A 13,655-nucleotide genomic window follows, 5' to 3' on the forward strand; every position below is an offset into this window, starting at 1 on the left:
AATGAAAATATCTTATAAAAATAATTATATACAAAAGATTGGCCTTGTTGCTTTATGTGTCGGCCTGTTCGTATTGCCTGCATGTAAAAAAAGCTTTTTAGATGTAGATCCCCAGGCGCAACAGCCTGCAGTTACCTTTTGGAAAACGCAGGATGATGCAACTAAAGCAGTAAACTCGATTTACGCTAACTTAAGAAGTTGGGAAAACACCGCTTTTCCTGCTCTTGCTGTAGAAAGTATTCCTGGTGATGATGCTGAAAAAGGAAGCTCGGCAAATGATGCGAGTTATTTGAATGGCTTTGATCAGTTTACAGTCACTTCTACCGAAGGTCAATTACAAGGTTTCTGGACAGGTCAGTACCAAAACATTAACCTTTGTAATCAAGTTTTGGATAACATTCCGGCAATTAGCATGGACGCAAATCTTAAAGCCCGTTATTTGGCGGAGGCTAAATTTGTTCGCGCATACTCTTATTTCCGTTTGGTTCGTGCATTTGGTGATGTGCCTTTGCGTTTAACCGTACCTAAAGATGCTTCGGAATTTAACATTCCAAGAACACCTAAAGCGCAAGTTTGGGCGGCAATTGAAAAGGATTTAACTGATGCTGCTGCAGTATTACCACAAGCTTACACATCAGTTGATTTAGGAAGAGCAACAAAAGGTGCTGCATTGGCTTTACATGCAAAAGTTGCCATGTATCAGCAAAAATGGGCCGATGTACTGTCGTTAACGAATACAGTTATGACATTAGGTTATAACCTGGTTCCAAACTATGAACAAAGCTTCCGTTTGAATAATGAAAATAGTGTTGAATCAGTTTTTGAAATTCAATGTGAAATTATACCGGCTATTGCAGGTTCTGCAACCTCACAATACAGCCAGGTTCAAGGCGTAAGAGGAAGTGTTGGTGGATGGGGATTTAATGTTCCTACAGCCACTTTAGCTGCTGCGTATGAGCCTGGAGATACTAGAAGAGACGCAACAATTATTTTTAGAGGTGAAACCACCCCACAAGGTGATGCCATTTCTGCTACGGGTGACAATCCGATGTATAATCAGAAATCTTACGTTCCATTTTCACAAATTATAACAGGTTATAACGAGGGTGCCCAACAAAATGTGAGAGTCTTACGCTTTGCAGACGTACTGCTAATGAATGCAGAAGCAGCTAATGAGCAAGGTAATCCAACGCTAGCCAGGACCTCATTGAACCGAGTTCGTGCACGTGCAAGAGGTGGTGTTGCAGGCGTTTTGCCTGATGTTACAACTTCAGATAAAGATGCTTTGCGTACAGCAATTCAGAAAGAAAGACAAGTAGAATTCGCTATGGAATCCGATCGTTATTTTGATGTAATCCGTCAAGGCCGTGCAGCCGCAGTTTTTGGGCCAAAGGGTTGGAAAGCAAATAAAAACGAGGTTTGGCCAATCCCTGCTACCGAGATTGATAAAAGTGCAGGTACGTTAACACAAAACCCAGGTTATTAATCGCTTAATTAAAAAAAATGAGAACAAAATATTTTTTATTGATGGCAGCTGTAACCTTGGGGTTATCATCATGCCAGAAAGAATTCGATCCTTCAAGCTATGCACCCGCATTAAATATTGGTGGGTATAACAGCGCTAAACAGGTTGCTGCAGCCAATTTGGCTGCATACTGGGCATTCGACGGAAGTTTAATCGACAGTGTATCCAACGGTGGCGGAACAAATACTGGTACAAGTTTTGGCACGGGTATTAAAGGAAAATCTTTGCAAGGCGCTGCCAATAGCTACGTGCTCAGCGTACCATCTGCAAAGGTAACTGGATTAACAAGCTTCACATTAACAGAGTGGATTAATACCCCACCGCCCTCAAATGGCATCGTTGGTTTATTCAGTCTTTCAAACAAATCCGAATTTTGGGGAAACATTGAAGTATTCGTAGAAAACGGAAGTACAAACGAAAACGGTAAATTAAGAATTCATATTAATAAGGGCGGAGATAAAACTTATGCTGCAGATAATGTGCTTAATTTATTTGGGAAATGGACTCAATTAGCTATTTCTTATGATGCTACTTCAGGATCTGTTAAAGTTTATGTTAACGGCTCCAGAGTTAGTGCAGGTACGGTTACCGGTTTAACTGGCCCTTTAGCTTTCACAAATTCAGGGAACTTAGTTTTCGGAACGGTTCAATTTCAAACTAATCCAAGTCAAACTACTAGCACAGGTAAACAAGACTGGGCAAGTTTTTTAACCGGTCAAATTGATGAGGTTAGATTGTACAATAAAGCATTGTCTGACGAAGAGGTTGGATACCTTTCTAAATTAGAAGCCAGAGGTAAATAAGTCTCTTAACTTTTAAACGGCACAAACGAATAAAGGGTTGCCAGTAACGGCAGCCCTTTTTTAATTTCCTATGATGACAAAAATATTCCCATATTATTTAGTGCTATTTCTTTTTGTACTATCATGCAAAAAAGGCAATTCGCCTGCTCCGGTAGATCCACCGGTTACACCGACACCTACATCTTTTTCCTTTTCCGATTTAAAAGTAAACGAAACCTACGCTGGCTTCACTTATTACGGTTTAAATAACAATCCCGTTGTTAAAATCACTTTCTCATCTCCTATAAATTTATCTTCCGTAGCCGGAAACATTACCCTAACCGATGCAGGAGGTACAACTACTGCTTTCACTTCGACTTTAGAGAATAACGATAATACGATTGTAATTACGCCTGCAACGACTTTACAACCTATTACAAAATATATACTAACAGCCTCAACTGGATTGTTATCCAAAACAGGAAGTAAACTTCAAAGTAATGTAACTGTTAATTTAGTTACCGCTGTTGATGATACGGATAAGTTCGCAAGAATTAGCGACGACGAGCTATTAACATTAGTTCAAAGACAAACCTTTAAATATTTCTGGGATTTTGGTCACCCAACAAGTGGTTTGGCTCGAGAAAGAAATACTTCAGGAAATACAGTAACATCAGGCGGTTCAGGTTTTGGTATAATGGCTTTGGTTACCGGCATAAGCCGCAATTTTATCAGCAGAGCTGATGGCTTGGCAAGAATGCAAAAGATAGTTGCTTTCTTAAAAACGGCAGATCGTTTTCATGGTGCTTATCCGCATTGGCTTGACGGAAATACAGGCAAAGTTATTCCATTCAGCACAAAAGATAATGGTGGCGATTTGGTAGAAACATCTTATTTGATGGCCGGATTAATTACCGCAAGACAGTATTTTAATGGAGGTGACGCCTCTGAAACAACTTTGCGAGCTGACATAAATGCGATTTACAATGGTGTGGAATGGAGCTGGTATCGTAAAGATAATAGCAGCACACTTTACTGGCACTGGAGCCCTAATTATAATTGGGATATGAATCTTCCGATAAAAGGTTGGAACGAATGTTTGGTAACTTATGTTATGGCTGCTGCCTCGCCTACCTATTCAATTCCGAAAACAGTTTACGATACAGGTTGGGCACAAAACGGCGCAATGAAAAATGGTAATAGTTATTACGGGGTTCAACTACCTTTAGGTACTGCAAACGGCGGACCTCTTTTTTTCTCACATTATTCGTTTATGGGCATTAATCCCAAAGGCTTAACTGATGCTTATGCGAACTACGAAACGCAAACAAAAGCGCACACACAAATTAATTATAATTATTGTAAAGCAAACCCGTTGAGTTTTTACGGTTATGGAGAAAACTGTTGGGGCTTAACAGCAAGCGATATTCCAAACGGATATACGGCAAGCGCACCGGGTAATGATGTTGGCGTAATTGCGCCAACCGCAGCTTTATCATCATTTCCTTACACACCAACTGAATCCATGCAGGCGCTGAAATATTTCTATTATAAACTTGGCAATAAAACCTGGGGAAGTTATGGCTTTTATGATGCTTTCTCTTTGCAGGGTCAGTGGTTTGCTTCTTCAACACTTGCTATAGACCAGGGGCCAATAATTGTAATGATAGAAAACTATCGCTCAAATTTAATCTGGAATTTATTCATGAGCGCACCTGAGGTAAAAGCAGGTATGCGCAACTTGGGTTTCAGCAGTCCAAATCTTTAATATACCTTCTACCAAATGAAATATACATTCCGAATCCTTCTCGTTATTTTAGTCACCTCAGGCTTTCAGTGCAGCACCGATGCGCAAACCTTTGAGACAATAAAAACTGCCCCCCCAATTAAAAAAGGTTTATCAGACGATGCCTTGCTTGATGTGGTTCAAAAACAAACCTTTCAATACTTCTGGGATGGTGCCGAGCCAAATTCCGGTGCGGGAAGGGAGCGTTATCATGCAGATAACGTTTACCCTGAAAACGATAAGAGTACCGTTGCTACAGGTGCAACCGGATTCGGGCTTATGGCGATTTTAAGTGGAGTCGACAGGGGTTATGTAACAAAAAAACAAGGGTTAGAACGTTTGAATAAAATCTTGAATTTCCTGGAAAAAGCAGATCGTTTTCATGGCGCATGGCCTCATTGGATTGAAGGAACCACAGGAAAAGTACGCCCCTTTGGCAAAAAAGACAACGGTGGCGATTTAGTTGAGACTTCGTTTGTTGCTCAGGCTCTAATCTGTATTAAAGAATATTATAAAGACGGAACCAAAGCAGAAAAATCACTATCAAATAAAGCTGATGAACTTTTTAAAGGAATTGATTTCAGCTGGTACCGAAACGGCGGACAAAATGTGCTTTACTGGCATTGGTCGCCTGAATATGCCTGGGAAATGAATTTCCCCGTTAAAGGCTATAATGAATGTTTAATTATGTATGTTATGGCGGCAGCCTCTCCTACCCATACCATTCCAGCCGAAGTTTATCACGAGGGTTGGGGTAGAAATGGTGGAATTAAAACTAATTTTAAGGTTTATGGCCATCCTTTTACATTGGATTACCAGGGACAGAAAAATGGTGTTGGTCCGCTATTTTGGGCGCATTATTCCTATCTTGGCTTAAATCCTAAAGGACTGGAAGATCGATATGCTAATTATTGGGAAAATAATGTTAACCATACATTGGCTATTCACGATTATTGTGTTGCCAATCCAAAACATTTCAAAGGTTATGGAGAAAACAGCTGGGGTTTAACAGCCAGTTATTCTGTTAAAGGTTATGCAGCACACAATCCTCAAGAGGATTTTGGTGTAATTTCACCAACCGCAGCAATTTCTTCGCTTCCTTATACGCCAAAAGAATCAATTAAAGTTATCAGACATCTTTATGAAGATTTGGGAGATAAGGTCTGGGGCAAATATGGCTTTTATGATGCTTATTCAGAAACCGATAATTGGTACCCAAAAAGGTATTTAGGTATTGACCAGGGACCAATGGTGGTAATGATAGAAAATTACAGATCAGGTTTGCTATGGAAATTATTTATGCAGAACCGGGATGTAAAAAATGGGTTAATAAAGTTGGGATTTCAAAGCCCTTCATTGATAAAATAACATGAAGAAGACTTTACTTCTACTTTTCATTACGACGCTTTGTTTGGTTGCTTCGGCTCAGAAACAAAAAACCTATTGTAATCCGATTAACATCGATTATGGTTATACCCCTTTCGAATCCTTTACCGAATGGGGTAAACACCGTGCAACGGCCGACCCGGTTATTGTAAACTACAAGGGTGATTTTTATTTATTCAGCACCAACCAATGGGGATATTGGCATAGTCCGGATATGCTAAACTGGAAATTCGAAGAACGAAAATTCCTTCGCCCCTGGAATAAAACCAAAGATGAACTTTGCGCCCCTGCAGTTGGCATTCTTGGAGATACAATGGTTGTCTTTGGCAGCACTTATACAAAAAATTTCACCTTGTGGATGAGTACAAACCCAAAAGCCAATGAATGGAAACCATTGGTCGATTCTTTGGAAATAGGTGGCTGGGACCCCGCGTTTTTCACAGATGATGATGGCCGTTTTTACATGTACAATGGCAGCAGCAACAACTATCCGGTTTATGGAGTAGAGCTTGATCGGAAAACTTTCAAGCCGATTGGAACCCGAATGCCGATGTACATTTTAGAATCATGGCGGTACGGCTGGCAGCGTTTTGGCGAAAATATGGATAATACTTTCCTCGATCCTTTTATTGAAGGCGCTTGGATGACAAAGCATAACGGCAAATATTACTTTCAATACGGTGCACCCGGCACTGAATTTAGCGGCTATGCTGATGGTGTTATTGTCGGAAGCAAACCTTTATTTTATGACAGCCAGTTTACGCCTCAGTCCGATCCCTTAAGTTTCAAAGCGGGCGGGTTTTCACGCGGCGCAGGCCATGGAGCAACATTCGAAGATAACAGTAAAAATTATTGGCATGTTTCTACCAGCATCATTTGTGTAAAAAATACGTGGGAAAGAAGAATTGGTATCTGGCCTACTGGCTTTGATAAAGATGATGTAATGTGGACGAATACCGCTTTTGGCGATTACCCGCTTTATTTACCTTCAGAGAGAAAAGAAGGCGGACCCGCCGGACCGGGATGGATGTTGATTAACTATAAAAAACCTGTAACCGTTTCTTCTACCTTAGGTTCGTTTAACGCAAATAACGCTGTAGATGAAAGTATCAAAACATATTGGAGTGCAAAAACCGCAAATAATGGAGAGTGGATTCAAACGGATTTAGGCAGTTTAGCCACCGTTAATGCCATCCAAATTAATTACGCAGATCAGGATGCAGAATTTATAGGGAAACAGGTTGGAATTTTTCATCAGTACAAAATTTTATCATCAACAGACGGAAAGAAATGGACAACACTTGTTGATAAAAGTATGAACAAAACTGATGTTCCTCATGATTACATTGAGTTAGAAAAACCTGTAAAAACAAGGTTTATAAAAATGGTAAATATCCACATGCCTACAGGAAAATTTGCCATTAGCGGATTACGGGTTTTCGGAAATGGTAACGGTGCGAAACCGGAAGCTGTAAAAAATCTGATTGTATTGAGAACCGAAAAGGATAAACGTAGCGCCTATATAAAATGGCAACCTGTCGATAACGCCTTCGCCTATAATTTGTATTATGGCACGTCACCAGATAAGCTATATAATTGCATCATGATTCACGATTTAAACGAATACTGGTTTAAAGCAATGGATTTAAAGAAAAAATATTATTTCCGCATCGAAGCAATTAACGAAAATGGTGTATCAAAAAAGACAGAGGTAAAAGAAGTTGATTAGTAATAGAATAACGTAACACATAATGAGAGAAGCAAACATCCTATTTAGTTTAATATTTGCTTTGGCGGTTGATGTATCCGCTCAAACAAAGAAGCCGGTTTCCGCTGAAGAGGCAAAAATGAATACGTTCATCAGCAAACTGATGACTAAAATGACCATTGACGAAAAAATCGGTCAGCTGAATTTACCAAGTTCTGGCGACATTACGACCGGACAGGCAAATAGCAGTGATATAGGAAAAAAAATCAGAGCTGGCCAGGTTGGCGGACTCTTTAATATTAAAGGTGTAGAAAAAATTGCAGCTGTTCAAAAGGTTGCCGTTGAAGAAAGCAGATTAAAAATTCCTTTACTCTTTGGCATGGATGTTATCCATGGCTACAATACGGTTTTTCCAATTCCTTTAGGAATGAGTGCAACATGGGATATGTATGCTGTAGAAAAATCGGCAAGGATTGCAGCAATTGAAGCCAGTGCCAGCGGAATAAACTGGACCTTTTCACCAATGGTTGATATCTCCCGCGACCCACGCTGGGGACGTATATCTGAAGGTAATGGAGAAGATGCTTATTTAGGTTCGGCGATTGCAAAAGCAATGGTGAAAGGTTACCAGGGCGATTTAAAATCCAACAACCAGATTTTAGCCTGCGTAAAACATTACGCGCTATATGGCGCCGCCGAAGCCGGTCGTGATTATAACACAACGGATATGAGTAAGGTGCGTATGTACAACGAATACTTGCCGCCATATAAAGCTGCGGTAGATGCAGGTGCAGCAAGCATCATGGCATCATTTAACGAAGTCGATGGTATCCCCGCAACGGGAAGCAAATGGTTAATGACAGAAGTTTTGCGCAATCAATGGGGTTTTAAAGGTTTTGTTGTTACAGATTACACCGGTATTCCTGAAATGATAGCACACGGAATGGGCGATTTACAAACTGTTTCAGCACTGGCATTAAATGCTGGTGTAGATATGGATATGGTTGGCGAAGGCTTTCTTGGAACTCTAAAAAAGTCCTTAGCTGAGAAAAAAGTAAATATCGAACAAATTAACCGTGCCTGCCGCTTAATTCTTCAGGCAAAATACAAACTAGGTTTATTTGAAAATCCATATAAGTTCTGTGATGTGAAAAGAGCGGAAACGGAGGTTTTCACACCCCAAAACCGACAGGCAGCGAGGGAAATTGCTTCGGAAAGTTTTGTTTTATTAAAAAATCAAAATAACGTTTTACCACTAAAAAAGACAGGAACAATAGGCTTAATTGGCCCTTTAGCAGACAATACAGCTAACATGTATGGCACCTGGAGCGTTGCCGCATTATTCGATAAATCGATAACTGTGTTACAAGGGATGAAAAACGCTGTAGGAGACAATGCTAAAATTCTAACCGCCCGCGGTTCCAACTTCCTCGCCGATTCGGTAATGGAGCATCGTTATGTTAATATTCATAACAAAACTTATGCCCGCGACTCGAGAACTGAAGAAGAGCTCATAAAAGAAGCTGTTAATGTTGCCAAAAAATCGGATGTTGTAGTTGCAGTATTGGGAGAAGGTTCGGAATTTACGGGGGAGAGCAGTAGTGTTACCGATATTCAAATTCCTCAAACCCAGAAAAATTTATTGAAAGCTCTAGCGCAGACGGGAAAACCAGTAGTACTGGTTTTATTTACCGGCCGTCCCTTAGCTTTAAATTGGGAAAATGAAAATATCCCGGCTATACTAAATGTATGGTTCCCCGGTAGTGAGGCTGGAAATGCCATTTCTGATGTCCTCTTTGGTGATGTAAACCCATCAGGAAAGCTGAGTGCAACCTTCCCTCAAAATGTGGGACAAGTTCCAATTTTTTATGCCCATAAAAATACCGGTCGGCCATTGGCAGATGGAAAATGGTTTGAAAAATTCCGTTCCAATTACCTGGATGTAAGCAACGAACCGCTTTATCCTTTCGGTTATGGGCTTAGTTATACAACTTTTACATACGGCGATATTAAATTAAGTTCGAACACTTTAACTAAAGGAAAAAGCATAACTGCTACCATCGCAATTACCAACAATGGCACTACTGGTGGTAAGGAGGTCGTTCAGCTTTATACAAGAGATTTAGTTGGCAGCATCACACGTCCTGTTAAAGAGCTTAAAGGTTTCCAAAAAATATACCTTAAAGCCGGCGAAACAAAAAATGTCACTTTTTCAATTTCGGAGCAAGATCTAAAATTCTACAATTCAGATTTAAAATTTGTAGCGGAACCAGGAGATTTTAAAATTTTTATTGGCACAAATTCAAGAGACGTTAAGGAGGCTTCTTTTAGCCTGAAGTAAATTTAAAACCATTTAGTAACAACCCCGACTATTGTATAATGGTCGGGGTTTTTTATTTTTGCAACATGAAGCAAATATTTGTAACCTTATTCTTGATGGCTTTTATGTCTGTTTTAAAAGCGCAGGATTTAAATAAATACGATAGGGGTAATTTTATAAAGGGTAAAGACTCTATTTCTTACAGAATTCTTTTCCCGGAAAATTTTAATCCAGCTCAAAAATATCCGATTATTTTCTTTTTACATGGTAGTGGAGAAAGGGGAAATAATAATGAAAGCCAGTTGGTGCATGGCGGCAAACTGTTTTTGAAAGAAGAGGTCAGGAAGAATTTTCCGGCAATTGTTGTATTTCCGCAGTGTCCGGCAAACGATTACTGGGCTAATGTAAATATTTCATCTAACGAACAAGGAAAAAGAAGTTTCAGTTTTGTTGAGGGTGGAAAACCAACAAAAGCAATGAAAGCTTTAAACAAAATGGTAAAAGATTTTTTAAAAAAACCATTTATCAATAAATCGCAGGTGTATGTCGGCGGGCTGTCTATGGGTGGAATGGGTACTTTTGAGTTATTGAGAAGGCAGCGAAAAACCTTCGCCGCAGCAATTGCCATTTGTGGAGGCGATAACACCAACAATATTGAGAAATATAAAACTGTACCACTTTGGATTTTCCATGGTGGTAAGGATGATGTGGTTGATCCCGCTTTTTCAATCGCAATTTCTGAACGATTAAAAACTGTTGGTGATGAGGTAAAATTCACACTGTATCCTTTAGCCAATCATAATAGCTGGGATAGTGCTTTTGCTGAACCAGATTTGTTGCCATGGCTGTTTAGCCATAAGCGATAGATTATGTTAGAGGCTGTATCAAATTAACTAGCATTAATGGCAGAATTTTATTTCGCTTTCCGTCATTCTCGCCCGGGCGGGAATGACGGAAAGCGCTATGCAATAGCATTAGGATTCCCAATCAGATGGGAATGACGACGTATCAAAATGTAATTTGCTTAATGATCCAAAGTTAATCTTTTTTTATACAGCCTCTTAAAGAAACGTTATTCAGCCATATTATGGTAAACAGCCTGAACGTCATCGTCTTCTTCCAATTTATCAATCAATTTCAATACGTCTGCTGCTTGTTCTTCAGTAACTTCGTGATGCGATAAAGCAATGCGTTCCAGTTTAGAACTCTTTAATTCAATGCCTTTTTCTTCCAAAGCCTTTTGTAATGAACCAAAGTTTTCGAAAGCACCCTGAGCAACTGCAACATCATTTCCTTCTTCATCGGCTTCAACGTATAACTCTTCTAAACCAGCATCAATTAATTCGAACTCAAGTTCTTCCAAATCCAGGCCTTCAGCTGGTACAAATCGAAAAACAGATTTACGGTTAAATACAAAATCCAATGAACCTGTTTTACCTAAAGAACCATCGGTTTTATTGAAATAACTACGGACATTGGCAACGGTACGGTTTGTATTATCGGTTGCTGTTTCAATCAAGACCGCAACACCATGTGGCGCATATCCCTCATAAACAATTTCCTCATAATTTGCCATAGATTTATCGGAAGCACGCTTAATTGCCGCTTCCACTCTATCTTTGGGCATATTTACAGCCTTTGCATTTTGCATTGCTGTACGTAAACGTGAATTGGTTTCAGGATTTGGACCCGATTCTTTAACAGCCATTACAATGTCTTTACCAATACGGGTAAATTGTACGGCCATTTTAGACCAGCGTTTAAACTTTCTTTCTTTTCTGAATTCGAATGCTCTTCCCATTTTTTAGTATTAAGTATTTGGTATCAAGTATTTAGTATCAAGTATCAAGACCGGGCAATTGTCCCCCAGTTTAAACCTCATCCCTTATCTTATACCTAATTTCTGCTTTTAGCTTTTCTTTAAATTATTTAACATATCAATTGTGAGTTTCGATAAATCAAACTCTGGTTTCCAATTCCAGTCATCTCTTGCAACACTGTCATCGATAGAACGTGGCCAGCTGTCGGCTATTTGCTGACGTGGATCTTTCTCTCCGTAAGTTAACTTAAAATCGGGAATATGCTTCCTGATTTCTGTTGCTAAAATTTCCGGTGTAAAACTTACACCGCCAAAATTATAACTACTTCTAACCGAAATCTGGTCTGCAGGTGCGTCCATTAATTCAATCGTTCCGCGGATGGCATCGTCCATATACATCATAGGCAATTCAGATCCTGCGTTCAAGAAGCTCTGGTAACTGCCTTTTTTCAGTGCATCGTGGAAAATGTGAATTGCGTAATCCGTTGTTCCGCCACCTGGCGCTGCTTTCCAGCTGATTAAACCAGGATAGCGAATGCTCCGTACATCCAAACCATATTTCTGGTGGTAATATTCGCACCACCGCTCGCCGGCGAGTTTACTGATTCCATAAACCGTGTTCGGATCCATGGTACAATATTGCGGCGTATTATCTTTCGGCGAATTTGGTCCGAATACTGCAATTGAACTTGGCCAGTAAACTTTTGCCGTTTTATATTCCAATGCTAAATCCAAAACGTTGAGCAGGCCATTCATATTCAAATCCCAGGCAAGTTTAGGATTTTGCTCACCAGTTGCAGATAATAAAGCGGCCAGCAGATAAACCTGTGTGGGCTTGTATTTTTGAAAGATACCTTTAATCATTTCCTTATCAAGCACATTAACAAACTCAAACGGCGCGGAGTTTTTTATATCATAATCCGGCCTACGGATATCGCAGGCGACTACATGATCATCACCATATATTCTACGTAACATGGTTACCAACTCTGTACCTATTTGTCCGTTAGAACCTAAAACAACTATATTTTCCTGCATATTTTTTTTCGAGATTGAGCAAAGGTAAAAAAATGAGATAAAAGGGCTACAAAATATTTAAACTAAGTGTTTAGCTCCAGATCGATCGACCTGGGCAACAGGTAATGAGCATCTTTAACCGTATTTATACCTGATAATTTTAAATCTACAAGAAATAAATTATTACATACTTGAATTCCAGACTTAAAATAAGTGTCTTCAATCGGAATAATTTACAGATTTCGTACCTTGTATCAAGTACCTGCTATTGCTTATAGGCAATTTTCTACTTTAATTAAGTTGGCTCGAAAAAAATAGATGTAATGCGTTTTTTTGGTGTTTGAAAATAGCTGATTAAGCGTATATTTTTTCAAAGCAAGATTTAGGACAAAAAAACGTTAATCTAAGTATTACGAAAAATTCAGGAATAGGAAAAGTATGCTCCTGGATCAACTGAATTTTTGCAATAAACCCCTACTACAACATTCATTAGTAAATGTAAAATTCATTAGCGCTAAATGTAAATTATACACGAAGTAATTATCGGGGATAATATTGCTTGAATGCCATTTAAACCAACAAAAAAAATATTATTTAGAACTATTCTTTCTAGTAACAATCGCATTGTAAATAATTAATAAACTAAAAATTTAAACGTTTTTATGGCATATTTTTTTTAATATTACCAACCAATATATAACAACACATATAAACGATGCATAGAAGAGAAGCACTAAAAAACGTGGCATTTCTGCTTGGAGGCGCAATCTCCGCGAGTACGATGGGCGTTTTATTTGAAAGTTTTACGCTCCCGGAAAATGAAAAAAACTTTGTATCCTATTCTCTCCAGGATGAAAAGATTTTTGCTGAGTTTGCCGATATTATTGTTCCGACAACAAAATCATCTGCGGGCGCAAAAGCAGCTGGTTTGGGCAAATTTATACCTATGATGATGCAAGATTGTTACCCTGCTACAATGCAAAGTTCTTTTGCCAAGGGTTTCAAGGAACTTCAGGATAAATCGATGAAAGATTTCAAAAAAAGTTATGCAGCATTGACCGTTGCGGAGAGAACGAAATTAATGGTTGATTTAAGGGCGATGTCATTGGCACAAAAGGAAACTAAATCTGACGAAAATAGGGATATAGTATATTTCTTTACGACTGCTAGGGATTTAACTTTATTGGGCTACTATTCTTCAGAAATTGGCTGCACTAAAGCCCGAGAGTACGTGCTTATTCCCGGTAAATATGACGGTAATGTACCGTTAAAACCCGGTCAAAAATCCTGGGCAACCTAATTTCTCAACTAC

10 protein-coding genes are annotated in these 13,655 nt (G+C 39.2%); 8 read left to right on the plus strand and 2 right to left on the minus strand.

What is annotated here, in order from left to right; genetic code table 11:
• Window position 1 precedes the first annotated feature (1 nt).
• The 7 genes from ASF92_RS14905 (at window position 2) to ASF92_RS14935 (ending at window position 10,373) form a co-directional block, all read left to right on the plus strand.
• On the plus strand, window positions 2–1,486 hold the full coding sequence (locus ASF92_RS14905) for a RagB/SusD family nutrient uptake outer membrane protein (RefSeq protein WP_056094811.1): 1,485 nt from the start codon (window positions 2–4) through the stop codon (window positions 1,484–1,486).
• A 17-nt stretch (window positions 1,487–1,503) separates the two neighbouring features.
• The gene (locus ASF92_RS14910; protein WP_056094814.1) at window positions 1,504–2,328 is read left to right on the plus strand and encodes a LamG domain-containing protein; all 825 of its coding nucleotides are present in this window, start codon (window positions 1,504–1,506) and stop codon (window positions 2,326–2,328) included.
• Window positions 2,329–2,398: 70 nt separating this feature from the next.
• A complete protein-coding gene (locus tag ASF92_RS14915; RefSeq protein ID WP_056094817.1) occupies window positions 2,399–4,075 on the plus strand; it encodes a glucoamylase family protein in 1,677 nt (558 codons plus the stop codon).
• A 15-nt stretch (window positions 4,076–4,090) separates the two neighbouring features.
• Entirely contained in the window at window positions 4,091–5,461 is a 1,371-nt protein-coding gene (locus ASF92_RS14920; RefSeq protein WP_056094820.1) for a glucoamylase family protein, read from the plus strand.
• 1 nt (window position 5,462) lies between these two features.
• Window positions 5,463–7,208, plus strand: coding sequence for a discoidin domain-containing protein (locus ASF92_RS14925; protein ID WP_056094824.1), 1,746 nt, complete (start codon window positions 5,463–5,465; stop codon window positions 7,206–7,208).
• Window positions 7,209–7,230: 22 nt separating this feature from the next.
• Window positions 7,231–9,528: a beta-glucosidase BglX gene (bglX, locus tag ASF92_RS14930; RefSeq protein ID WP_056094826.1), complete on the plus strand. Its 2,298-nt coding sequence runs from the start codon at window positions 7,231–7,233 to the stop codon at window positions 9,526–9,528.
• A gap of 65 nt (window positions 9,529–9,593) precedes the next feature.
• Complete coding sequence (locus ASF92_RS14935; protein ID WP_056094828.1) at window positions 9,594–10,373, plus strand: dienelactone hydrolase family protein; 780 nt, start codon at window positions 9,594–9,596, stop codon at window positions 10,371–10,373.
• Window positions 10,374–10,579: 206 nt separating this feature from the next.
• Here the strand turns inward: ASF92_RS14935 and ASF92_RS14940 are convergent, their stop codons facing one another.
• Together ASF92_RS14940 and ASF92_RS14945 are read right to left on the minus strand one after the other, a co-directional pair.
• Window positions 10,580–11,308, minus strand: a complete 729-nt coding sequence (locus ASF92_RS14940; protein WP_056094831.1) for a YebC/PmpR family DNA-binding transcriptional regulator — start codon at window positions 11,306–11,308, stop codon at window positions 10,580–10,582.
• A 108-nt stretch (window positions 11,309–11,416) separates the two neighbouring features.
• Complete coding sequence (locus tag ASF92_RS14945; RefSeq protein WP_056094833.1) at window positions 11,417–12,364, minus strand: NAD-dependent epimerase/dehydratase family protein; 948 nt, start codon at window positions 12,362–12,364, stop codon at window positions 11,417–11,419.
• 694 nt (window positions 12,365–13,058) lie between these two features.
• On the opposite strand from ASF92_RS14945, the gene ASF92_RS14950 reads away from it, so the two are divergent.
• A complete protein-coding gene (locus tag ASF92_RS14950; protein WP_056094836.1) occupies window positions 13,059–13,643 on the plus strand; it encodes a gluconate 2-dehydrogenase subunit 3 family protein in 585 nt (194 codons plus the stop codon).
• Window positions 13,644–13,655: the final 12 nt, after the last annotated feature.

This window comes from Pedobacter sp. Leaf176 (assembly GCF_001424305.1).
GTDB lineage: Bacteria > Bacteroidota > Bacteroidia > Sphingobacteriales > Sphingobacteriaceae > Pedobacter.